Origin of the sequence: Synechococcus sp. CS-1332 (genome assembly GCF_025127995.1) — a bacterium.
In the GTDB taxonomy this organism is placed as follows: Bacteria; Cyanobacteriota; Cyanobacteriia; order PCC-6307; family Cyanobiaceae; genus Cyanobium.
This window is the reverse complement of record NZ_JAHLYP010000018.1, coordinates 26,542-49,263: the sequence shown is the minus strand read 5'-3', so window position 1 is coordinate 49,263 and position 22,722 is coordinate 26,542. Positions and strand designations below refer to the sequence as shown.

Annotated in this window: 17 protein-coding genes and 1 pseudogene; 13 read left to right on the top strand and 5 right to left on the bottom strand. The window is 68.0% G+C overall.

Annotated elements, in window-relative coordinates:
- The 3 genes and pseudogenes from KQ305_RS03670 to KQ305_RS03660 all read left to right on the top strand — a co-directional run.
- Nucleotides 1-376: pseudogene (locus KQ305_RS03670) on the top strand (hypothetical protein); the annotation flags it as partial.
- 23 nt (nucleotides 377-399) lie between these two features.
- Complete coding sequence (locus KQ305_RS03665) at nucleotides 400-1,764, top strand: APC family permease (RefSeq protein WP_259724081.1); 1,365 nt, start codon at nucleotides 400-402, stop codon at nucleotides 1,762-1,764.
- Complete coding sequence (locus KQ305_RS03660; RefSeq protein WP_259724080.1) at nucleotides 1,761-3,371, top strand: glycine betaine ABC transporter substrate-binding protein; 1,611 nt, start codon at nucleotides 1,761-1,763, stop codon at nucleotides 3,369-3,371. Before KQ305_RS03665 ends, KQ305_RS03660 begins: the two co-directional genes overlap by 4 nt.
- On the opposite strand, the gene KQ305_RS03655 is transcribed toward KQ305_RS03660, so the two are convergent.
- The 3 genes from KQ305_RS03655 to KQ305_RS03645 all read right to left on the bottom strand — a co-directional run bounded on the left by KQ305_RS03655 (nucleotide 3,350) and on the right by KQ305_RS03645 (nucleotide 6,443).
- A complete protein-coding gene (locus tag KQ305_RS03655) occupies nucleotides 3,350-3,580 on the bottom strand; it encodes a universal stress protein (protein WP_259724079.1) in 231 nt (76 codons plus the stop codon). The genes KQ305_RS03660 and KQ305_RS03655 overlap by 22 nt on opposite strands.
- Before the next feature lie 108 nt (nucleotides 3,581-3,688).
- The gene (locus tag KQ305_RS03650) at nucleotides 3,689-4,384 is read right to left on the bottom strand and encodes a hypothetical protein (RefSeq protein ID WP_259724084.1); all 696 of its coding nucleotides are present in this window, start codon (nucleotides 4,382-4,384) and stop codon (nucleotides 3,689-3,691) included.
- Nucleotides 4,385-4,859: 475 nt separating this feature from the next.
- Nucleotides 4,860-6,443: a ferredoxin--nitrite reductase gene (locus KQ305_RS03645; protein WP_259724078.1), complete on the bottom strand. Its 1,584-nt coding sequence runs from the start codon at nucleotides 6,441-6,443 to the stop codon at nucleotides 4,860-4,862.
- Between the two features lie 251 nt (nucleotides 6,444-6,694).
- Between KQ305_RS03645 and KQ305_RS03640 the strand changes: the two genes are divergently transcribed.
- The 6 genes from KQ305_RS03640 (at nucleotide 6,695) to KQ305_RS03615 (ending at nucleotide 13,242) form a co-directional block, all read left to right on the top strand.
- Complete coding sequence (locus KQ305_RS03640) at nucleotides 6,695-7,789, top strand: anthranilate phosphoribosyltransferase (RefSeq protein ID WP_259724077.1); 1,095 nt, start codon at nucleotides 6,695-6,697, stop codon at nucleotides 7,787-7,789.
- A 196-nt stretch (nucleotides 7,790-7,985) separates the two neighbouring features.
- Nucleotides 7,986-9,299, top strand: a complete 1,314-nt coding sequence (locus KQ305_RS03635) for a CmpA/NrtA family ABC transporter substrate-binding protein (protein ID WP_259724076.1) — start codon at nucleotides 7,986-7,988, stop codon at nucleotides 9,297-9,299.
- Nucleotides 9,300-9,402: 103 nt separating this feature from the next.
- Entirely contained in the window at nucleotides 9,403-10,194 is a 792-nt protein-coding gene (gene ntrB / locus KQ305_RS03630; protein ID WP_259724075.1) for a nitrate ABC transporter permease, read from the top strand.
- A 2-nt stretch (nucleotides 10,195-10,196) separates the two neighbouring features.
- Nucleotides 10,197-12,224 carry a nitrate ABC transporter ATP-binding protein gene (locus tag KQ305_RS03625; protein WP_259724074.1) on the top strand — a complete coding sequence of 676 codons (2,028 nt, stop codon included), beginning with the start codon at nucleotides 10,197-10,199 and terminating at the stop codon, nucleotides 12,222-12,224.
- A 32-nt stretch (nucleotides 12,225-12,256) separates the two neighbouring features.
- Nucleotides 12,257-13,090, top strand: coding sequence for a nitrate ABC transporter ATP-binding protein (locus tag KQ305_RS03620; protein ID WP_259724083.1), 834 nt, complete (start codon nucleotides 12,257-12,259; stop codon nucleotides 13,088-13,090).
- On the top strand, nucleotides 13,087-13,242 hold the full coding sequence (locus KQ305_RS03615) for a hypothetical protein (RefSeq protein WP_259724073.1): 156 nt from the start codon (nucleotides 13,087-13,089) through the stop codon (nucleotides 13,240-13,242). Before KQ305_RS03620 ends, KQ305_RS03615 begins: the two co-directional genes overlap by 4 nt.
- Before the next feature lie 71 nt (nucleotides 13,243-13,313).
- Here the strand turns inward: KQ305_RS03615 and KQ305_RS03610 are convergent, their stop codons facing one another.
- Complete coding sequence (locus KQ305_RS03610) at nucleotides 13,314-15,536, bottom strand: molybdopterin oxidoreductase family protein (protein ID WP_259724072.1); 2,223 nt, start codon at nucleotides 15,534-15,536, stop codon at nucleotides 13,314-13,316.
- A 148-nt stretch (nucleotides 15,537-15,684) separates the two neighbouring features.
- On the opposite strand from KQ305_RS03610, the gene KQ305_RS03605 reads away from it, so the two are divergent.
- The 4 genes from KQ305_RS03605 (at nucleotide 15,685) to KQ305_RS03590 (ending at nucleotide 21,928) form a co-directional block, all read left to right on the top strand.
- Nucleotides 15,685-16,293, top strand: coding sequence for a histidine phosphatase family protein (locus KQ305_RS03605; protein WP_259724071.1), 609 nt, complete (start codon nucleotides 15,685-15,687; stop codon nucleotides 16,291-16,293).
- Nucleotides 16,294-16,378: 85 nt separating this feature from the next.
- Nucleotides 16,379-18,286, top strand: coding sequence for a transketolase C-terminal domain-containing protein (locus KQ305_RS03600; protein ID WP_259724070.1), 1,908 nt, complete (start codon nucleotides 16,379-16,381; stop codon nucleotides 18,284-18,286).
- Nucleotides 18,287-18,413: 127 nt separating this feature from the next.
- Nucleotides 18,414-20,843 carry a phosphoketolase gene (locus tag KQ305_RS03595; protein WP_259724069.1) on the top strand — a complete coding sequence of 810 codons (2,430 nt, stop codon included), beginning with the start codon at nucleotides 18,414-18,416 and terminating at the stop codon, nucleotides 20,841-20,843.
- Nucleotides 20,843-21,928 carry an acetate/propionate family kinase gene (locus KQ305_RS03590; protein WP_259724068.1) on the top strand — a complete coding sequence of 362 codons (1,086 nt, stop codon included), beginning with the start codon at nucleotides 20,843-20,845 and terminating at the stop codon, nucleotides 21,926-21,928. Before KQ305_RS03595 ends, KQ305_RS03590 begins: the two co-directional genes overlap by 1 nt.
- Before the next feature lie 4 nt (nucleotides 21,929-21,932).
- On the opposite strand, the gene KQ305_RS03585 is transcribed toward KQ305_RS03590, so the two are convergent.
- Entirely contained in the window at nucleotides 21,933-22,676 is a 744-nt protein-coding gene (locus tag KQ305_RS03585) for a succinate dehydrogenase/fumarate reductase iron-sulfur subunit (RefSeq protein ID WP_259724067.1), read from the bottom strand.
- Nucleotides 22,677-22,722: the final 46 nt, after the last annotated feature.

Below are 22,722 nucleotides of genomic sequence, written 5' to 3'. Positions count from 1 at the left end.
GGGCCTGGTGCTGCAGGCCCTGCGCTCCCGCAGCCGGGCCGCCGCCCTGGTGGCCAGCGGCCGCCGCCGCCTGGGCCGACCGGCCCCCGCCCGCTTCTATTCCCAGCACCCCACCCCCAGTTACGGCGCCACCTTTCGTCTCGAGCAGCTGGGCCCACCGCCGTTACTGGCGGATCTGGCTAAGCAGGAGGTACCGTCCAGCTCCCGCCAGCCCATGGCCGCCCCTTTGCAGTCCCCCCACTTCGCCATCGCGCCCACGGAGGACGGCTGGATCATCGAGGCCCGTGTCACCAAGGATCAGCAGGGCGACTGGCTTCTGAGCCGCCACGAACTGGACGAGCTCCACGCCCTGCTGGAACGGGTGATCGCCTCCTGACCCCCTCCGCTCCCCCCGATCCGGTGACCCCGGAGCTGGAGTCGCCGGGCCGCCTGCTCAACGTGCTGGGGGTGACCTTCGGCATCGCCGGCGCCGTGGGGGGCACGATCGGCGCCGGCATCCTGCGCACCCCCGGCCTCGTGGCGGCCCAGATGGGCAGTGGCCCCTGGGTGGTGGCGGCCTGGCTGGCCGGCGGCCTCTACGCCCTGCTCGGTGCCATCGCCGTGGCGGAGCTGGGGGCCAGCCTGCCCCTGGCCGGCGGCTGGTACGTCTACGCCCGGCGCTGCTTCGGTGATGCCGCCGGCTTCAGCGTGGGCTGGATGGACTGGATCGGCCACTGCACCGGCATCGCCTGGGTGGCGATCACCATCGGGGAGTACGCGGTCTTCCTGCTGCCGGGCCTGGAGGCCCACGGGAAGCTGGTGGGGCTGGGGGTGGTGGCCCTGTTCACCGGCATCCAGCTGCTGGGGGTGGAGGCCGGCAGCGGCAGCCAGAAGCTGCTGAGCCTGGCCAAGGCGATGGCCTTTCTGGCGGTGGTGGCGGCCTGCTTCCTGCTGGGCGGCCCCGACACCCGCGCCGCCGCCAGCGCGGCGATCCCCACCGGTGCAACGGCCCTGGCCACCCCGGCGGGCTGGACGGGCCTGGCGGTGGCGCTGGTGTTCTCCCTGCAGGCGATCGTCACCACCTACGACGGCTGGCACAGCCCCATCTACTTCTCCGAGGAGTTCAGCGAACCCCAGGAGGACCTGCCCCGCTCCCTGATCGGCGGCGTGTTGGCGGTGATCGTGCTCTACACCCTGTTCAACCTGGCCCTGCTGCGGGTGCTGCCCCTGAAGGTGATCGCCGTCTCCAGCCTGCCGGTGGCCGATGCGGCCGCCCTGCTGTTCGGCGCCTTCGGCGGCCAGGCGATCACCGTGCTGGCCCTGGTGTCCCTGGCGGGCCTGATCAACGCCTCGATCATGGGCGCCCCCCGCATCCTCTACGGCCTCAGCCGGGACAAGCTGTTCAGCCCCCTGGTCGATCGGGTCAACCGGGGCGGCACCCCCACCGTGGCCTTGGTGCTCACCAGCCTGGCCTCGGCCCTGCTGGTGCTCGCCGGCGACTTCACCATCCTGCTCGGGCTGGCGGCGTTCCTCTACGTGAGCCTGTACTTGATGGGGATCGTCTGCCTGTTCGTGCTGCGCCGGCGGGAACCGGAGCGCCCAAGGCCGTTCAAGGCCTGGGGCCACCCGTGGAGCACCGCCATCGTGCTGGTGGGGTCGATCGCCTTTCTGGTGGGCGCCCTGCTCAACGACACCGCCAACAGCGGCTGGGCCCTGCTGCTGATCGGCGTGAGTGTGCCCCTCTTCCAGGTCACCCGGGCCCTCACACCGGCCGAAGCGCCATGAGCGGCCCATGGCCGCCGGCCTGGTGGGACGGCGCCCTGGCGGCGGAGATCCTGCAGCGCAGCGGCGAGCACCTGCTGCTGGTGGGCACCGCCATCGGCCTGGCCCTGGCGATCAGCCTGCCGCTGGGTCTGTGGATCAGCCGCCGGCCCCGCTGGGCCGGGCCGGTGCTGGCGGTGGCCAGCACGGTGCAGACGGTCCCGAGCCTGGCGATCTTCGGCCTGCTGCTCACCGTGCCGCTGCTGGGGGGCATCGGCACCACCCCGGCGATCGTGGCCCTCACCCTCTACGCCCTGCTGCCCCTGCTGCGGGGCCTGGTCACCGGCCTGGCCCAGGTGCCCCCGGGACTGAAGCAGGCAGGGCAGGCCCTCGGACTCAGCGACCGCCAGGTGCTGCTGCGGGTGGAGCTGCCCCTGGCCCTGCCCACCCTGATGGCCGGCCTCCGGGTCGCCACGGTGATCGGCGTGGGCGTGGCCACGATCGCCGCCGCCATCGGCGCCGGCGGCCTGGGGGTGTTCATCTTCCGGGGCATCGCCACGGTGAACAACGGCCTGATCCTGGCCGGGGCCCTGCCGGCCGCCGCCATCGCCCTGGTCGCCGATGGCGGCCTGGGGGTGCTGGAGAAGCGGCTGGCCCAGCCCCGTGCGAAGGGAGCCACTGGCGGCCGGCGGCGGGTTCTGCGGCTCGCCTGGCTCCTGGCGGGCCTCGCCGTGGGCACCGTGCTGGCGCTGCGGCTGCTGCCGCCCGCCGGTACAGGCACAGGCACAGGCACAGGCACAGGCACAGTGCGGATCGGCAGCAAGAGCTTCACCGAGCAACTGATCCTGGGCGAACTGCTGGCCCAGCAGATCGAGGCCACCACCCCGTTGAAAGTGAAGCGGGACTTCGGCCTGGGGGGCACCGGCCTGATCCACGCCGCCGTGCGCAGCGGCCGCATCGACGGCTATGTGGAGTACACCGGCACGGCCTGGACCACGCTTCTTGACCAGTTCACGCCTCCGCCAGACACGCCCGATCCGGCGCAGCGGGTGTTTGAGGAAACACGCCGGCTGTACGGCGAACGCTTCGGACTCAGCGTGTTCCCCTCGCTGGGGTTCGAGAACAGCTTCGCGATCCTGGTGCGCCGCGACGAAGCACGGCGGCTGGGGATCGCCACGATCAGCGAGGCGGCCCCCCACACCCCCGGCTGGCGGGCGGGCTTCGGCTACGAATTCCTCAACCGGCCGGATGGCTTCAGCGGCCTGGCCCGGCGCTACGGACTGCGCTTCGCCCAGCCGCCCGAGGCCATGGATCTGGGCCTCACCTACCGGGCCCTGGCCGAGGGCACGGTCGACCTGATCGCCGGTGACACCACCAACGGCCTGATCCCCGCCCTCGACCTGCAACAGCTCCGGGATGACCGCCACTACTTCCCCCCCTACGACGCGGTGCCCGTGTTCAACGCGGCCACCCTGCGGCGGCGCCCGGAACTGGTGCCCGTGATTGAGGCGCTGGCCGGCCGGATCCCCGCCACCACCATGCAGCGCCTCAATGCCCAGGTCGACCTCGACGGCCTGGGCGTCGCCGAGGTGGTGCGCCGCTGGCGGCTTCAGCAGGCCGGACCGGACTGAGTCTCCGCATCGCTGCCAGCAGCGGCGGGCTCCGGGCGCCGAAAGACCAGCACGGGCAGGTCGGTGTGGGTCAGCACCCGCTGGGTCTCGCTGCCGAGCAACAACCCGGCCAGGCCGCGGCGGCCGTGGGAGGCCATGAAGATCAGGTCGCAGCCATGGGTGCTGGCGGCCGCGATGATCGCCTCGTAGACGACCGGATGATCGCCCACGGCCGTGTCGCAGCGGACGCCCGCCGCTTCGCCTGGCTGAACTTCTCCACCACGGCCGGATCGAGCAGCACCGGATCGCCGTAGATGGAAGCCTGCGGCGGCCTCGCCTCAGGCACGCTGGGTGAGAGTCATGATCGCCCCTCCGGCAAGGCGCCGCTCCACCCGTTGCGCCAGCTCCGGGGCCAGCCGGTCCCGATCAAGGCCGTCCAAGGCCTCCCGTCCCGCCGGCAGACGGGCCAGCAGGTCCACGGCCGTGGCGGCCAGGGCTAGATCGAGGTCGCCAACCAAGGTGCACAGGGCCTGCCGCAGGGGTACCGCCGGCCAGGCCGCCAGCCCCACCGCCAGGCCCTCGAGGGCGGCCCGGCGCTGCACCAGCGGCAAGGGGGCCAGGGCCCGCTGCCGCAGATACGCGAAATCCTCGGGATCGCGCTGGTGGCCCAGCAGCGGCAGCAACAGCTCGGTCCGCCCAGCGCCGGTGCTGGCTCCCTCGAGGGCCTGCCGCAGCAGGACCCGGCAACGGGGATGGCGGAGGCGGCCGATCACGGCCAGCAGGGCCGGGTCGGCGGCGGGCTCGGCCAGCCACCAGGCCAGCAGCCGGGCCGCCGCGGGGCCGTCGAGCCGATCCTCCAGCGAGCCCAGCAGATCCGTGTCAGGCACCAGCCAGCCAGCCTCCACCGCCTCCAGCCAGGGCTCCACATCGAGGCGATCCAGACCACGCAGACGCCGCAGCCAGGGCCAGCGATCGGGGTTGCCGGCCGGAGGTAGCAGCTGCGGCAGGGCCTGGAAGGGAGGCGTTCCGGTCAAGAATGACCCCCCCCATGATCTGTCGCCATTGATACGTTTGGTGCGCCAGCCCTGGCCTGCTGAGGCCCCGGGGCTACAACGAAATCAGTCCAGACGTCAGGCAGGTCTCCAATGGCCTTCAGCGGTACCGATGTCATCCCCCATCCCCCCATCCGACGGCCACAGGGTGAGCCGCGGCGGTGGGGCCGGCCCTGCGAGGCGGCTTTAACCGTCAGGCCGATCGAGGAGAAGGAACGCCAGCTGGTGCTGACACTGACGGCCCAGCTGGCCGCTGTGCAATTCATCCGGGCCGACCAGGCGAGCGTTGCTCGGCTCTGGCAGGAAGTGGCGGCCCTGGAGATTGATCCCGAACGGGTCATCCGGCTTCTGTATGGGGGACATGATCTGAACGACAGGGCCAGGCTGGCCGAGATGGACCGTTGCTGGCATCCGGACGTTCCCCGGAGCCGGCGCTTCCCCTGGGACAGGCGCGCCATCAGGCGAGGGGCGTCCGCCTCCGGGCGCCGAAGCGTTCCACCAGCAGCTCTTCCAGCACGTCGCTGAGCTCACTGAGGGGAACGCCCTTCTCGTGAAGTTCGGCCAGCCGTGGCTCCTGGCCCATCGACCCGTCCAGGAAGATCTTGACCGCCTCCACCATCTGCCCGTCCTGGCGGGCCTTGGCACCCATCAGCCCGATCTGGCCCATGTAGGGCTGCCCGCAGGCGTTCGGGCAGCCGGTCCAGTGGCTGCGCACGGCCTCGGGCAACTCCAGCCGACGCTCCAGTTCCTCGATCACGGCCTGGGCGGTGCTCTTGGTGGGGATCAGGGCGAAGCTGCAGTAGCGGCTGCCCGTGCAGCTCACCGCTTCGGCCTGCAGAGCCCCGGGCTCGAGCCGGAAACGCTGCAACAGGGGCTCGGCCTGCAGCGCCTCCAGCCGATCGGTGGGGACATCCACGATCAGCACGTTCTGGGCTTCGGTGAAGCGCAGCTCCCCGCTGCCGTGATCGCGGGCCAGCCGCGCCAGCTCCAGCATCTGATCCGCATCAAGGCGCCCCATCGGCACATGCAGCCCAGCCCAGTGGAGGCCCGCCTGCTTCTGGGCCTGGACCCCCAGGCCGTCGCGGGGAGCCCGGCTCACCAGATGGCGCCCATCGTGGGGCAGAACCGGAGCGGCCGGCACTCCGGCCAGCCGGGCGTAGCTCTCGAGCACGGCCGTGCGATAGGGCTCCAGCCCCAGGCTGTCGATCAGATACATCAGCCGGCTCTTGTTGCGCTGCACCCGATTGCCGTGGGCCTCGTAGTGGCGCAGCAGGGCCAGGGTGAAATCGGCCAGCTGATCGCCCCGCAGCCACACCCCCAGGGGGATCGCCAGTTCGTTGCGCTGGGCCGAGAAGAAGCCACCCACCAACACCGTGAAACCGAGCGGCGCGGCCGGATCCTGCGGGTGGGGTGCCGGCAGGAAGGCCAGATCGTTATGCAGCAGGAAGCTGTCGGGGGCTCCGCCCACGGCCACGTTGAACTTGCGTGGGAGGTTGCGCGGACCATCGGCGGCCAGCAGGCGCGCCTGGATGGCCTCGACGAAGGGGCGGGTGTCGAGGAGTTCCTCCGGGTCGATGCCGGCCAGGGGGTTGCCGGTGATGTTGCGGGGATTGTCGTGGCCCGACTGACGACTGGTGAGCCCCACCTGCTCCAGGCCCTCCATCAGGGGCGCCATGTCCTCCAGCAGCAGCCCGCGCAGCTGCAGGTTCTGACGGGTGGTGATGTCGGCGCTGCCGTGGTCGCCGCAGCGATCCACCACATCGGCGAGGACCTCCAGCTGGTCGGAGCGGATCACCCCGTTCGGCAACCGCAGCCGCACCATGAAGCGCCCGGGGGTGACCGGCCGAAAAAAGATGCCCAGCCACTTGAGCCGGATGGTGAGGGTGGCCTCGTCAAGGGAGTCCCAGCCCTGGCCTGCCAGTTCGGCCAGCTGAGGGGCCAGATCCAGACCACAGAGGTCGGCCTTGGCCTGTTCGACCTTGCTGAGCGTGGGAGCCGGTGCGTCAGAGACCTGGGCGTCGGATCCAGGGGGGCTGATCATGCGGGATACAAACTGACGTGTGGAACACGCAGCAAAGAGCTGACGGGCAGGCTGTGACGAAGTGACACCTCGGCCTGCCCCAACCCGGGGCCTGAGCGACGGGATGCGGAACCGAACGGACGCCGATGAGAGCTGCGTCGTCGGGGGCGGTCGGCAGTCGGGGAGCGCCAAGAAAGCTGCGCTATCCCCACCGAACGAGGAAGACTTAGCTTCTGATACGGAGTCGTGATCGTGTGTTTCAACCGCTACCGATGACCGCCGCAACCGATCGGCGCGAGGCACGCCTCCGGGCCCTGGGCACGGGCCGGGCCCGTTTCCGCGAACTGATCGGCAAGGTGGGCAGCGGTGAGCACACCAGCACGGGCCTCGACCGCGCCGAAGCCCGCGAGGCGATGGACCTGATGCTCGGTGGCCTGGCCGATGACGCCCAGATGGGGGCCTTCCTGATCGCCCACCGCATCCGGCGGCCCCACCCCATCGAGCTCTCCGGCATGCTCGACAGCTACCGCCAGCACGGGCCGGTGCTGGAAACACCGGGGCGACGGCCCCTCTGCTTCGGGGTGCCCTACGACGGCCGCAGCCGCACCGCCCCGCTGCTGCCGCTGGTGGCCCTGGTTCTGGCCAGTGACGGCCTGCAGGTGGTGATGCATGGCGGCGGTGCCATGCCGGTGAAATTCGGGGTCACCCTCGCCGAGCTCTTCGAAGCCATCGGCATCGGCTGGACCGGCCTGCCGTTGAGCGCGGTGCAACGTCGCCTCGATGATCAGGGCCTGGCCCTCACCCACCAGCCGGACCATTTCCCCTGGGCCGAGCGCCTGGTGCCCGTGCGCGATGCCATCGGCAAGCGACCCCCGGTGGCGAGCCTCGAGCTGCTGTGGACACCCCACCGGGGCGACCATCTGCTCGTGAGTGGTTTCGTGCATCCCCCCACCGAAACCCGCGCCTGGCAAGCCCTCGAGGCCTGCGGTGAATCCGACGTGCTCACGGTGAAGGGACTGGAGGGCTCCACCGACCTGCCCACCTCCCGTGCCGGCATCACCGCCCGGCTGCGACAGGGTGAACCGGAGCGGATCCTGCTACACCCCCGGGACCATGGCATCAGCGCCCCCGAAGTCCCCTGGCAGAACCTGGAGATCTGGCGCAGCCAGGCCCTGGCGGCCCTGGCCGGCGAGGGTGAGCTGATGCAAGCCCTGCGCTGGAACGTGGCCGCCTACCTCTGGTTCTCAGGGCGCTTCGAGCGCCTGGCGGGCGCCCTGGATCAGGCCACCGCCCTGCTGGTGGCCCGCAGCGGTGAGCGCCTGCGCCGGGAACTGGCCGACCAGGCCAGGGAGAGCTGTCCCTCCTGAAGGGCAAAAGCAGGAATCGGTAACCGACGCGACTTTGGCAGTGGGGGTCGCCGTGGTCTTTTGGATCAGGTTGGTCAGCCTGCGCGCCAATCAAGAATTTGCCGGCACGGTGCGCTTCGTTGTGGAGCCCGTCCGGAGTGCATCCGCATCAGCGATGCCATCACTCCGGTCCTCTTCAGATTCTCCACCAGGCCCCATGTCGAATCTTTCCCGTCGCAAATTCCTGATCACCGCCGCCGGGACGACCGCCGGCGCCATCTGGCTCAGCGCCTGTGGTGGCAAGAAAGAGGCCGCCACCTCCATGGCTCCGGCCGTCGGTGGCGCGGCCGATGCCCCGGAGGTGAAAGGCGCCACCCTGGGCTTCATCGCCCTCACCGACGCCGCCCCGGTGATCATCGCCAAGGAAAAGGGCTTCTTCGCTAAGCACGGCATGCCCGATGTGAAGGTGATGAAGCAGACCTCCTGGGCCGTCACCCGCGACAACCTGGAGCTGGGCGAGGCCGGTGGCGGCATCGACGGTGCCCATATCCTTTCGCCGATGCCGCTGCTGCTGGCGGCCGGAAAGATCACCAAGAGCAAGCAACCGTTGCCGATGGTCACCCTGGCGCGGCTCAACCTGCAGGGCCAAGGCATCTCGGCCTCGAAGGAACTGCTTGGTAACAAGCTCACCATCGACAACAAGGCAGGCCTGGCCAAGGCCGTGGCCGACAAGGCCGCAGCCGGCAAGAAATTCAAGGCGGCCGTCACCTTCCCCGGTGGCACCCACGACCTCTGGATGCGCTACTGGCTGGCCGCCAACGGCATCGATCCCAACAAGGACGCCGACCTGGTGGTGATTCCACCGCCCCAGATGGTGGCCAACATGAAGACCGGCACCATGGATGCCTTCTGCGTCGGGGAGCCCTGGAACCAGCGGCTGGTCAACAAGAAACTCGGCTACACCGCCGCCGTCACCGGTGAACTCTGGAAGTTCCACCCCGAGAAATCCTTCTCGATGCGCGCTGACTGGGTCCAGAAGAACCCCAAGGCCACCAAGGCCCTGCTGATGGCGGTGATGGAAGCCCAGATGTGGTGCGAAGACCCCGCCAACCTCGACGAGTTGTGCGAGATCACCTCTAAGGACAAGTATTTCAAGGCGAGCGTGGCTGACATCAAGCCCCGTCTGGCGGGCAACTTCGACTTCGGCGACGGTCGTGTGGTGAAGGACAGCCCCTACCGGATGCGCTTCTGGAGCGAGAACGCCTCCTTCCCGTTCAAGAGCCACGACAAGTGGTTCGTCACCGAGGACATGCGCTGGGGCTACCTGCCTGCCAGCACCGACATCGACGCCCTGGTGAACCAGGTGAACCGGGCTGACCTCTGGAAAGAGGCCGCCAAGGCCATTGGCCAGGAAAAAGCCATTCCGGCTAGTGATTCTCGCGGTAAGGAGACCTTCTTCGACGGTGTCGTGTTCGACCCAGAGAATCCGAAAGCCTATCTGGATGCTCTCAAAATCAAGGCCATGACCTGACCTGGAGAGCCGGACCTACCGACCAGGCCGGCTCAACCTCGGAACCATCCTCCTTTCCACTATGGCCATTTCTGCAGCAATCCAACCCAGTCGTTCCAAACGAATGCTCCCCCGCTGGTTTGTCCTGGCGGTTCCCTATTTCCTGTGCATCGGCGGCTTCCTGCTGGTCTGGCAGTTCCTGTCGTTTGTTCTGGGTGTAGGGCGACTGCCGGGTCCGATCAACGTCATCGTTGACACCTGGGATCCTTATATCAGCCAGCCGTTTTTTGATGACGGCGGCACCAGCAAAGGGCTGGGTTGGCAGATCCTTATCTCACTTCAGCGCGTCGCCGTTGGTTACGGCCTCTCGGCCGTTGCAGGGATCACGATCGGGGGAATCCTGGGGATGAATCGTTTCCTCGGCAAAGGATTCGACCCGGTGATTCAGGTGTTGAGAACCGTGCCTCCACTCGCCTGGTTTCCCATCACTTTGATGGTGTTCCAGGATTCCACGACATCGGCCATCTTCGTGATCTTCATCACGGCGATCTGGCCGATCATCATCAATACCGCTGTTGGCATTCGCCAGATTCCCCAGGATTACATCAACGTCTCGAGGGTGCTGAAGCTGTCCAAGGCGGCTTACATCAAGGACATCGTGATCCCTGCAACCGTCCCATTTGTGTTCACCGGCCTTCGCATCGCCGTTGGCTTGGCCTGGCTGGCGATCGTTGCAGCCGAGATGCTCAAGGCGGATGGAGGCATCGGCTATTTCATCTGGGACGCTTACAATGCTGGCGGTGACTCCAGCTCAAGCCAGATCATTCTGGCCATCGTTTATGTCGGCATCGTCGGCCTGCTGCTCGACCGGCTGGTTGCTTTTGCAGGTCGCAAGATCAGCAAAGGAGCTGATTAGACATGTCGACGCTGTTTTCCGTTGACCACGTCACTCAGACGTTCCCATTGAAGAATGGCGGCCGGTATGTGGCCCTGAAGGACATTTTCCTCAACATCGCCGAAGGTGAATTCATCTCACTTGTCGGACACTCCGGCTGCGGGAAATCCACCCTCCTCAACCTTCTGGCTGGTCTGACCCGTGCCACCCAAGGCGGCATTCTGATGAACGGCCGTGAGGTTACCGATCCTGGACCCGACCGGATGGTGGTGTTCCAGAACTATTCGCTTCTGCCATGGCTCACGGTCCGCCAGAACATCGCGCTGGGGGTGAACAACGTGATCAAGAGCGGCGACCATCGGGAGCGGGAAGCCATCATCGAGCACCACATCCGATTGGTGGGCCTGAAGGCTGCCGCCGACAAATACCCTCGGGAAATCTCCGGGGGGATGAAGCAACGGGTCGCCATCGCCCGCGCCCTGGCCCTGCGGCCGAAGCTGCTGCTGCTCGATGAACCGTTCGGCGCCCTCGATGCGCTCACAAGGGGCAATCTGCAGGAGCAGCTGATGCAGATCTGCCAGGAGGCGAAGGTCACCGCCCTGATGGTCACCCACGACGTGGACGAAGCGTTGCTGCTCTCCGACCGGGTGGTGCTGATGACCAACGGGCCTGAGGCCCACATCGACCAGATCCTCGAAGTGCCCTTGCCGCGCCCACGCACCCAGCTGGCGGCAGTGGAGCATCCCCGCTACTACGGTCTGCGCGCCGAGATCGTGGGCTTCCTGTCCGAGCAGCGGCGGGCACGGCAACAACGGTTGAAGCCTGCCGATGCCATCGCCAGCAATGGGCTGGAAAAGGTGAATCTGGAGCTGGGCTTCATCCCCCTCACCGACTGCCTCCCGCTGGTGGTGGCCCAGGAGAAGGGGTTCTTCGCCAAGCACGGCCTGACCCAGGTGAAGCTGCGGCGGGAAAGCAACTGGAAAACCCTGGAGACCCACGTTCGCCAGGAGGTCCTTGATGCTGCCCAGATGGTGGCGGGGATGCCCATCGCCATGACCCTCGGCTGCAACGGCCAGACGCCCCTGCCCATGGTGAGTGCGCTCACCTTGAGCTGCAACGGCAATGCCATCACCCTGCACCGCCGTTTTCACGAGGCCGGGGTACACACCCTCGCCGATTTCAGGGATTGGATCGTCGCCCATCCAGGCACCAAACCGGTGCTCGCCATGGTGCACCCGGCCTCGATGCACAACCTGATCCTGCGGGCCTGGCTGGCCTCAGCGGGCATCGATCCGGAGCGCGACGTGGACATGCTGGTGATCCCGCCGCCCCAGATGGTGGCCGCCCTGAAGGCAGGCACGATCGATGGCTACTGCGTCGGGGAACCCTGGAACTCACGCGCTGTTCGTGAAGGTCTTGGCACGGTGATCGCCACCGATGTGGAGATCTGGAATGGTCACTGCGAAAAGGTGCTTGGGGTAAGGGAGGCGTGGGCTGCCGCCTACCCCCGCACCCACCAGGCCCTGGTACAGGCACTTCTGGAAGCCTGCCGCTACTGCGAGGACCCGGCCCATCGCCACGATCTGGCCGATCTGCTGTCCCAGAGCCAGTACGTGGGCACCGATGTGGCCACGATCCGGCCCGGCTTCGTCGATCCCTACGACCGCGGCACTGGCAGCCCGGCTGCCGTGCCGGAGTTCAACCGCTTCTTCGGTCCGGGGGTCAACGAACCCCTCGCCAGTGACGCCGTATGGATCCTGAGCCAACTGGGACGTTGGGGCCTGGCGAGCTTTCCCAGCAACTGGCAGGAGGTGACGAAGCGCGTGCAGGACCGAACACTGTTCCGGAGTGCCGCTGCCGCCCTGGGCCTACCGGCCTCCGACCTGGCTGAAGCGCCGATCGAGAGGATTGTCGGCGATCGGTTCGACCCGTTGGATCCCCTGAACTATCTCGACCTTCTGGCGGTCAAGGGGCAGGTGAGGGTGGCCTCCCTGGCTCTGCCACCGCCGCCTCCCCAGCGACAAGAAGCCCCTGCAGCCGCCCGTCGCTGACCTCCTTGCCTTCCGCTCCCCCCTCCACACCGATGCAGACCCTGACGACGCCCCACCCCACCCCAACAGGCTCCGGTGCACCGTTCCTGGTGATTGATGGCGTCAGCAAGGTGTACCCCACCCCGAAGGGGCCTTACACCGTGCTCGACAACATCAGCCTGGAGGTGGCGGAGGGGGAATTCATCTGTGTGATCGGCCATTCCGGCTGCGGCAAATCCACCCTGCTCGATCTGGTGTCCGGCTTCGGCCAGCCCAGCAGCGGAGAGGTGCGGCTGGAGTCGGTGCCGATCCGGGAACCCGGCCCAGACCGGATGGTGGTGTTTCAGAACTATTCGTTGCTGCCCTGGATGTCGGCCGCCGAGAACGTGGCCCTGGCTGTGAACAATGTGTTCCCCCATCTCAAGCGCAACGGCGATGCTCGCGCCATCGTCGACAGCCACCTGGCCATGGTGGGGCTCAGTGAAGCGGCCGATAAGAAACCGGGCAGTCTGTCGGGGGGGATGAAGCAGCGGGTCTCGATCGCCAGGGCCCTGGCGTTGCAACCCAAGGTGCTGATCCTCGATGAGCCGTTCGGCGCCCTCGATCCGATCACCAAGGAGGAGCTGCAGGAGGAGCTGCTCAAGATCTGGCAGGAGCACAAGGTGACCGTGCTGATGATCACCCACTCGATCGATGAGGCCCTGTTCCTCGCCGACCGGGTCGTGATGATGACCAACGGCCCGGCGGCGACGATCGGCGAGATCCTCGAGCTGCCCTTCCCGCGCCCCCGCCAGCGGGCCCAGCTGATGGAAATGCCGGAGTATTACGACTACCGAAATCATGCCCTGGATTTCCTCTATCGGCGATTCGCCCACGACGACCAGTGACGTCACGGCAAGAGGGCGAAGTGACCATCGCCGAGGGCCACACCCTGCTGCTGGATCCTGAACATCAGGGCATGGCCCGGTGCTTCGTGATCGAGCAGGGGCTGTTGAGGGTCTCGCTGGCGACCACCAACCACCAGCCCATCACCCTTTGATCGAAACCTTCCGAGGCCCAACCGGTGACATGAGGCTCGCCCCGAGGCTCGTGGAGCAGCCGGCAGCCGACTCAAGACTTCGATTCGGACCGGAGTACTGAAGGGTCGCCGGGGTTCAAGGTCTGCGCCATCGACGGCGACGTGCTCGGCCTCAGCGTCACGGCGGCGGCCTTGAGTTCCGGCTGCTGGGAGATCGGGCAGCCCAGTTCATGCATCAGCCGGTTGGCCTCGCAGGCCTGCTCCTGGGCCGCGCCCCAATGCATAGGCAGAAACACCGTGCCCTGACGGATGCGATCGGTGATCAGCACCTTGGCCGTCACGGCGCCCCGCCGGGAGCGCACCTCAGCCCGGCCACCATCGATCAATCCATGCTCTCGGGCGTCGGCGGGATGCACCTCCAACAGGGGCACGACGTGGGGCCGCATCAGCCGCTCGACCTGGGCCGTGCGGGTCATGGTGTGCCACTGCTCCAGGTAGCGGCCGACGGTGAGCACCAGGGGGTAGTCAGCGTCAGGGGGTTCGCCCAGGCCCATGGGCTGCTCGCTGATCAACCGGGCCCGGCCGGAGGCTGTGGGGAAACGGCCCGAGGTGTGCAGCCGCGGGGCGCCCCCACCCGGGGAGGTGCCGGTGGGGAACGGCCATTGCTGGGGGCCGTGCTCCTGCAGCAGACCATGGTTCAGCCCACTCAGATCGCACACCCTGTCCTTGGTGATGGCGACGAACTCGGCGAACACTTCGGCCGAGGAGCCATAGCTGAACTGGTCCTGGAAGCCCAGGCGTCGGCCCAGCTCGGCGAAGATCGCCCAGTCGGGTCGGGCCTCTCCCGGGGGAACACGGAAGGCCGGACAGTAGGTGACGCGGCGCTCGGAGTTGGTCATCACGCCGGCCTTTTCGCTCCACTGCGCCGCCGGCAGCACCAGGTGGGCGATGGCGGCGGTCTCGGTGCCGGCGTAGGCCTCGTTGAGGACCACCATCGGGCAGCGGCTCACCGCGGCCCGCACCCGGTCCAGCCAGGGAAGGCTCACCAGCGGATTGGTGGCCGCCACCCACCACAACCCCAGGTCGTCCCGCTCCATCGCCTCGATCTGCTCCCACACGGTGAGTCCCGATTCCGGTGCGATGGCCCCTGGAGCCAGGCCCCAGTGGTGTTCCAGCTCGGCGCGGTGCCCGGCCTCGGTGACATAGCGGTAGCCCGGCAGCAGCCGGGCCAGGCCACCAGCTTCCCGGCCCCCCATGGCATTGGGCTGGCCCGTGAGCGAAAAGGGCCCTGCACCGGGCTTGCCGATCTGGCCACTGACCAGATGCAGATTGATGATCCCCGCCACGGTGGCGGTGCCCTCGACGCTCTGGTTCACCCCCATTGACCAGAGACTCAGCACAGCGCGGCTCCCGGCCCAGCGGGCCGCAAGCTGGTGCAACTGCTGCTCCTCGATGCCGCAGAACCGGCTCACCCTCTCGGGCGTCCAGCCCGCCCATACCTCCGCCAACGCGTCAAAGCCCTCGGTGGACGCCTCCACGTAGGCCCGATCCACCCCGCCCATCTCCAGCAGCAGATGGCCGAGACCATGCAGCAGCGCCAGATCGGTGCCGGGCCGGATCGCCAGGTGGTGGTCGGCCGCGTCGCTGGTGGCAGTGGCGCGGGGATCCACCACCACGATCTGCAGGGCCTGCTTCTGCTGGCGCTTGCGCTTCAGCAGCCGCTGGAAGAGCACCGGATGGCATTCCGCCGTGTTGGTGCCGATCAACAGCACCGTGTCGGCCAGATCGAGATCGTCGTAGCAACAGGGGGGGCCGTCGGAACCCAGGCTGCGGACATAGCCCGAGACGGCCGAACTCATGCACAGGCGCGAGTTGGCATCGAAGTTGTTGCTTCCCAGCGCCCCCTTGATCAGCTTGTTGGCGACGTAATAGTCCTCGGTCTGGAACTGCCCGGAGCCATACATCGCAAGGCCGGAGGGCCCCTTCTCGGCCAGGGTGCGGCGCACCTGGGCCTCCAGCAGGTCGAAGGCCCGATCCCAGCTGATCGGCGCCAAGGGCTGGTCGATGCGCTGCCGGTAGAGCGGTGTGGTGAGCCGGTTGCGGTCCAGGGTCTCGCCAACGGTGGCCCCCTTGACGCAGACCTGGCCCAGGGAGGAGGGGTGGTGGCGGTCGCCGCGGGCCGTCCAGAGCGCCTTGCTGCCGGCTGCGGCCGCCGCGGGGGGCTTCATCTCCAGGCCGCAGCCCACACCGCAGTAGGGGCACTGGGCCCGGGCCGGACCGTCGGTGGGGGGGAGAGGCGTGGAGGGGTGGCTCAAGATCGCGGGCAGACAACAGAGGCAGGCTGCCTCCCGACGGACGTTCGGGCGTCAGGTTGAAGGCATCAGCCGTGGCTGCCGGCCACCGCCATCACCACCCTGGCGAGCTTAAGTGAGCGTCACGACTTCGTCCCGTGAGAGCCCTGCCGTGACAACGATTCAGAACGGCCCCGCCGCCACCGCCGAAGTGGTCCTCATCCGCCACGGCGAAACGGCATGGAGCCTCTCGGGCCAGCACACCGGCAGCACCGACATTCCCCTCACCGAACGGGGGGAGGCGGCCGCCCGCGGGCTGGCTCCGGTCCTGGCGGTCAAGCCGTTCTCCCTGGTGCTTTGCAGTCCGCTGCAGCGGGCGCGGCGCACCTGCGAGCTGGCGGGCCTGGCCGCTCAGGCCAGCCTCGAGCCCGATCTGGTCGAGTGGGACTACGGGGCCTACGAAGGTCTGACGAACACGGTGATTCAGGGGCGCCAGCCCGGTTGGTTGGTGTTCCGCGATGGCTGTCCCGATGGGGAGAGTCCCGCCCAGGTGGGGGAGCGGGTCGACCGGGTGATTCGCCGGCTGCGGCAAAGCAGCGGCCGGGTGGCCCTGTTCGCCCACGGGCATCTGCTGCGGGTGTTCGTAGCGCGCTGGATCGACCTGCCACCCAGCCACGGCGCCCATTTCCTGCTTGACACCGCCACGCTCACGATTCTTTCCGACTACCGGGGAATCCCTGCCGTGAAGTGCTGGAATGCCCCTATGAGCTTGTGCACCTGATAGCTCCGCCGCGTTTCCTTTACCTGGGCGGGGTAGGAGGCTTTGAAGGCTTCGGCAGCCGTTCTCCAGCCCCTCCCCCTCCAGCGTGACCGACGCCTTCCCGATCGATCTGGCGGCCTACCAGCCCCTGGCCCTGGATCCCACCCAGCCGGAACTGAGCCCATCCCAGCGGGAGGCCCTGCGCGCCAACATCCAGCTCTGCCGGGACGCGATCGTCTTCTTCACCGCCACCGGCGCTGCCCGGGGGGTGGGAGGCCATACCGGCGGCCCCTACGACACCGTGCCGGAGGTGATGATCCTCGACGGTTTCTTCCGCGGCGCCCCGGAGCGCTTCGTGCCGGTCTTCTTCGATGAGGCCGGCCACCGGGTGGCCACCCAATACCTGATGGCGGTGCTGCGGGGTCATCTGCAGGCCAGCGATCTGATGCAGTACCGGGCTGCCCATTCGCGCCTTCCCGGCCACCCGGAGCTGGGCCTCACCCCCGGTGTGGAATTCAGCTCGGGCCGGCTGGGTCACCTCTGGCCGTTCGTGAACGGGGTGGCCCTGGCCCATCCCGGGCGCATCCTCTTCTGCCTCGGCTCCGATGGCGCCCAGCAGGAGGGGGATGACGCCGAAGCGGCTCGCTTCGCGGTCGCCCACGGCCTCGACGTGAAGCTGGTGATCGACGACAACGACGTCACCATCGCCGGCCACCCCTCCCAGTACCAGAAGGGTTACGACGTGGGTCGCACCCTGGCCGGCCAGGGGCTGGCCACCCTCAGCGGCGATGGCGAGGATCTCGATGACCTCTACGGCCGGCTCTGCGCCGCGGTGGCCACCGACGGACCGGTGGCCGTGATCAACAAACGGCCGATGGCCGTGGGCATCGAGGGGCTCGAAGGTTCCACCCACGGCCACGACGTGATCCCCGTCGACCTGGCGATCACCTACCTCGAACAGCGCGGCCAGGACGCCGCCGCCGCCTGCCTCAAGGCGATCGAGAAGCCCGTCAACCCCACCATCTACCTGGGCTCCAGCCGCACCACCGCCGCCAACCGCAACATCTTCGGCGACACCGTCGTGGCCGTGCTCTCCCGGCTGGAGTCCAGCGAGCGCAAGGACACAGTGCTCTGCGTCGACTCCGATCTGGAAGGCTCCTGCGGTCTGAGCCAGATCCGCAAGGCCTATCCGGAGATCTTCATCAGCGGCGGGATCATGGAGCGGGCCAATTTCTCCGCCGCCGCCGGCTTCGGCATGCAGAAAGGACGCCAGGGCCTGTTCGCCACCTTCAGCGCCTTCCTGGAGATGTGCATTTCGGAGATCACCATGGCGCGACTCAACGGCGCCAACGTGCTCAGCCATTTCTCCCATGCCGGCGTGGACGACATGGCCGACAACACCTGCCATTTCGGCCTCAACAACCTGTTTGCCGACAACGGTCTGGAGGATGATCACCATCCCACCCGGCTCTATTTCCCCGCCGACGCAGGCCAGATGAAGGCCTGCGTGGAGGCGGTGTTCCACGACCCAGGCCTGCGCTTCATCTTCTCGACCCGCTCCAAGGTGCCCAACCTGCTGGATGAACAGGGCAACGACCTGCACGGGAAAGGCTATGTCTTCGAGCCGGGGAGGGACGAAGTGGTGCGGGACGGAGAAGCCGGCACGATCATCAGCTTCGGGGACTGTCTCTACCGGGCCCTCGATGCGGTCGAGCGGCTGCGCCAGGAGGGCACCGCCGTGCGCCTGATCAACAAGGCCAGCCTGAACATGGTGGACGAATCGATGATGGAGACCATCGGCCGCTCACCGTTCGTGCTGGTGGTGGAAGCCTTCAACCGTCGCACCGGCCTGGGCAGCCGTTTCGGAACCTGGCTTCTGGAGCGGGGCTACCACCCCAGGTACGCCCACCTGGGCACCTGGCGCGAAGGTTGTGGCGGCCTCTGGGAGCAGGCTCCCCACCAGGGCATCGACAGCGAGGGGATCCTCAGCCACGTGCGCAACCTGCTGGGCTGAACGGACGCCCGAGTTCCAAGGCGCCGGATGTCGGATTCCTGACCCCCCAAAGGAGAGCCGCTGAATTTCCAACCTTTTAACCCAAGCAGGCGAAAGTTGAGCTCACAGCCCCCTGCATGTGACGGCCATGAGCATCTCGACGATGGCCCCCTTCGAGGCCCAGGCCATGACGCCGGAACTGGAGCAGGAGCTGTCCCTGATCGATGCCTGGTGGCGCGCCGCCAACTATCTGGCCGTTGGGATGATCTATCTGCGGGACAACCCGTTGCTCGCCCAGCCACTGCGCCATGAGGACGTCAAGGCACGGCTGCTGGGCCACTGGGGCTCCTCCCCCGGCCAGGCCTTCATCTGGGCCCATGCCAACCGGGTGATCCGCCGCCATGACCTCGACATGATCTACCTGTCGGGGCCGGGGCACGGTGCCCCCGGGGTGCTGGGCCCCACCTATCTCGATGGCAGCTACAGCGAGGTGTATCCGGACAAAAGCCAGGACGCTGAAGGAATGCGGCGCTTCTTCAAGCAGTTCTCCTTCCCCGGCCACATCGGCAGCCACTGCACCCCGGAAACCCCCGGATCCATCCACGAGGGGGGCGAGCTCGGCTACGTGCTCTCGCACGCCTGCGGGGCGGTGTTCGACAACCCCGACCTGATCGCCCTGGCCTGCGTGGGGGATGGCGAGGCCGAGACCGGGCCCCTGGCCACCTCCTGGCACATCAACAAGTTCCTCAACCCGATCGGCGACGGGGCGGTGCTGCCGGTGCTGCACCTCAACGGCTACAAGATCGCCAACCCCACCCTTCTGGCCCGCATCCCCCACGAGGAGCTGGCCAGCCTGATGCGCGGCTACGGCTGGGAGCCGATCTTCATCGAAGGCCACCAGCCGATGGCCATGCACCAGGCCATGGCCGCCGCCATGGACCAGGCGATCGGGCGCATCCTGGAGATCCGCGCCGAGGCCCGCGCCAGCGGCGAAGCGGTCCGCCCCGCCTGGCCAATGATCGTGCTGCGCTCACCCAAGGGCTGGACCGGACCGGCCTACCTGCACGGCAAGAAGCTGGAAGGCTTCTGGCGCTCCCACCAGGTGCCCCTGGCCGCCCCGAACACCGATCCCGAGGAACTGCAGCTTCTGGAGGAGTGGCTCAGGAGCTACCGGCCTGAGGAGCTGTTCGACGCCAACGGCAGCCTGCGGCCCGAACTGCAGGCGCTGTCGCCCCAGGGGAACCGGCGGATGGGCTCCAACCCCCACGCCAACGGCGGCCTGCTGCGCCGCAAGCTGCAGTTCCCACCCCTGGAGAACTACGCGGTGCCGGTGGTATCGCCCGGCGCCACGGAAGAGGAGAACACCTACCCGCTCGGTGAACTGCTGCGCGACATCATCCAGGCGAATCCCACCTCCATGCGGGTGTTCGGCCCCGATGAAACCGCCTCCAACCGTCTGCAGGCCATCTACGAAGTCAGCAAGAAGGTGTGGATGGAGGAATTCCTCCCCGAGGACCTCAACGGCAGTGAACTGTCCCGCAGCGGGCGGGTGGTGGAGATGCTCAGCGAGCACACCCTGGTGGGGATGATGGAGGGCTACCTGCTCACCGGGCGCTACGGCTTCTTTCACACCTACGAGGCCTTCGCCCATGTGATCGCCTCGATGTTCAACCAGCACGCCAAATGGCTGGAATCCTGCCTGTTGCATGCCACCTGGCGGGCTCCGATCGGCCCCTGGAACTGCCTGATCTCCTCCACGGTGTGGCGACAGGACCACAACGGCTTCACCCACCAGGACCCCGGCTTCATCGACCTGGCCGGCAACAAGAGCGGTGATGTGGTGCGGGTGTACCTGCCGGCCGATGCCAACTGCCTGCTGGCGGTGGCGGAGGAGGCCCTGCAGGAAACCAACGTCTGCAACATCATCGTCTCCGATAAGCAGAAACACCTGCAGTACTTCACCCTGGAGCAGGCCCGGCGCCATGTGGCCAAGGGGGTCAGTATCGTCGGCTGGGCGAGCAATGACGACTGCGGCGCCACCCCGGATGAGCCGGATGTGGTGATGGCCTGCGCCGGTGACATCCCCACCAAGGAGACGCTGGCGGCGGTGGAGATCCTGCACCGCGAGATCCCGAGTCTGCGGATCCGTGTGATCAACGTGGTCAAGCTGTTCGCCCTCACCGAACCGAACGAACATCCCCACGGCCTCAGCGACCGGGACTTCGACACCCTGTTCACCACCGACCGGCCGGTGATCTTCAACTTCCACGGCTACCCCTGGCTGATCCACCGGCTCACCTACCGCCGCACCAACCACGCCAACATCCACGTGCGCGGCTACAAGGAGAAGGGCAACATCAACACGCCGCTCGAGCTGGCGATGAACAACCAGATCGATCGCTTCAACCTGGTGATCGACGTGGTCAACCGGGTTCCCTTCCTGCGCTCCCGCGCCGCCCACGTCAAGGAGCGGATGCAGGACGCGATCCTGTCCCACCGGGCCTATGCCCACACCCACGGCACCGATGCCCCGGAAGTGACCGACTGGCGCTGGACCCCGCCCGCCGCCGCGCCCTGATGGCGGCCCCCCCCTCCGCGGACTCGCCGGCAGCGGGGGAGGTGCTGGTGCTGAACGCCGGCAGCTCCAGCCTCAAGGTCTCGGTGCACGGGCGCGGCGGGGACCGCCTCTGGAGCGACCAGCGCAGCTGGAGCGTCGCCGCCGCCGAAGGCACCGACGCGGTGCTGGATGCCTGGCTGCCCGAGGCCCTGGCGGCCTGGGGGGATGGGCTGGTCCGCGCCGGCCATCGCGTGGTCCATGGTGGCGAGCGCTTCACCGCCCCCGTCCGCCTCGACGCGGAGGTGCTGGACGTCCTGGAGGGACTGGTGCCCCTGGCTCCGCTGCACAACGGCCCGGCCCTGCGGGTGATGCGCTGGCTGAGCGGCTGGAAGCCCGCGATCGAGCAGTGGGCCTGCTTCGACACGGCCTTCCACAGCACCCTGCCGCCGGAAGCCCACACCTACGCGATCCCGGCCCGCTGGCGCGGCGAGGGCCTGCGGCGCTTCGGTTTCCACGGCCTCAACCATCAGCACGTGGCTGAAAGCGTTGCCCTGCGCCGCGCTGATGCCACCGGCCGCGGGGACCTGCGGCTGATCAGCTGCCACCTCGGCGCCGGCTGCTCCCTGTGCGCCATCCGGGGGGGGCGCAGCATCGCCACCACGATGGGCTACACCCCCCTTGAGGGCCTGGTGATGGCCACCCGCAGCGGTTCGGTGGATCCGGGGCTGTTGCTGCATCTGCTGCGCCGGGGGGCCACGGTCGAGGAGCTCGCCCACGGCCTGCAGCACGAGAGCGGCCTGCTGGGCCTCTCGGAACTGAGTCCGAGCATGAAGGACCTGCGCCTGGCCGCCGCCGACGGCCATGATGGGGCCCAGCTCGCCATCGCGGTGTTCCGCCACCAGCTGCTGCAGGGGATCGGGGCCATGGCCGCCAGCCTGGGAGGGGTCGATGTGGTGGCGCTCACCGGTGGCATCGGCGAACGCGACGGGGCGCTGAAGCAGGAACTGGAGGCGGAACTCACCTGGCTGGCGCCATTCGAATTGCTGCAGATCCCCGCCGATGAGGAGGGGGTGATCGCCCGTCATTGCGGCGCTGCGGTGGCCTGAGGCCTCAGGGTCGCCGCCAGGACTCGCGGTGCATCCAGCTGATCCAGTCGGCGGAGATCTGCTTGGGGCAGGCGGCCTCACATTCCAGGTGGCTGCTGCAGCTGCCGAAGCCCTCGCTGGTCATCTGCGCCTGCATCGCCCGGGCCCGATGCTGCCGCTCCGGCTGGCCCTGGGGCAACTGGCCCAGGTGCGCCAGCTTGGCTGCCACGAACAGGCTGGCGGAGGCGTTGCGGCAGCTGGCCACGCAGGCGCCGCAACCGATGCAGGCTGCCGTGTCGAAGGCCTGGGCCGCCTGCTCGCGCCCGATCAACAGGACGTTGGCTTCCGGCGCACTGCCGGTGTTGACCGAGCAGTACCCGCCGGTGGCGATGATCCGGTCAAAGGCGGAGCGATCCACGGCCAGATCCTCCAGCACGGGGAAGGCACGGGCGCGGAAGGGCTCCAGCGTCAGCACCTCGCCATCGCGGAACTGGCGCAGGTAGAGCTGGCAGACGCTGGTGGCCCGCTGCGGCCCCTGGGCCTGACCGTTGATGAGAAATCCGCAGGACCCGCAGATTCCCTCCCGGCAGTCGTGTTCAAACCCCACGGGACGCCCCCCGGCGGCGATCAGCCGTTCATTGAGCAGGTCAAGGGCTTCCAGCAAGGAGAGGTCGGTGGAGACGGCCTCCAGCGGATGGACCTCAAACTCACCAGCCTCGCCGGAACCAGCCTGGCGCCAGATCCTGAGAGTGAGCGAAACGGTGGTCATCGGAGCAGGCTCGGCATAGGCGTCGCCGTTGGCGTCAGCCGGAAGG

Excerpts from the sequence above, each read along its gene's own strand:
- KQ305_RS03585 (WP_259724067.1), bottom strand. The coding sequence starts at position 22,676 with ATGACCACCGTTTCGCTCACTCTCAGGATCTGGCGCCAGGCTGGTTCC.
- KQ305_RS03640 (WP_259724077.1), top strand. The coding sequence starts at position 6,695 with ATGACCGCCGCAACCGATCGGCGCGAGGCACGCCTCCGGGCCCTGGGC.
- KQ305_RS03635 (WP_259724076.1), top strand. The coding sequence starts at position 7,986 with ATGTCGAATCTTTCCCGTCGCAAATTCCTGATCACCGCCGCCGGGACG.
- KQ305_RS03590 (WP_259724068.1), top strand. The coding sequence starts at position 20,843 with ATGGCGGCCCCCCCCTCCGCGGACTCGCCGGCAGCGGGGGAGGTGCTG.
- KQ305_RS03620 (WP_259724083.1), top strand. The coding sequence starts at position 12,257 with ATGCAGACCCTGACGACGCCCCACCCCACCCCAACAGGCTCCGGTGCA.
- KQ305_RS03660 (WP_259724080.1), top strand. The coding sequence starts at position 1,761 with ATGAGCGGCCCATGGCCGCCGGCCTGGTGGGACGGCGCCCTGGCGGCG.
- KQ305_RS03625 (WP_259724074.1), top strand. The coding sequence starts at position 10,197 with ATGTCGACGCTGTTTTCCGTTGACCACGTCACTCAGACGTTCCCATTG.
- ntrB (WP_259724075.1), top strand. The coding sequence starts at position 9,403 with ATGCTCCCCCGCTGGTTTGTCCTGGCGGTTCCCTATTTCCTGTGCATC.
- KQ305_RS03595 (WP_259724069.1), top strand. The coding sequence starts at position 18,414 with ATGAGCATCTCGACGATGGCCCCCTTCGAGGCCCAGGCCATGACGCCG.
- KQ305_RS03645 (WP_259724078.1), bottom strand. The coding sequence starts at position 6,443 with ATGATCAGCCCCCCTGGATCCGACGCCCAGGTCTCTGACGCACCGGCT.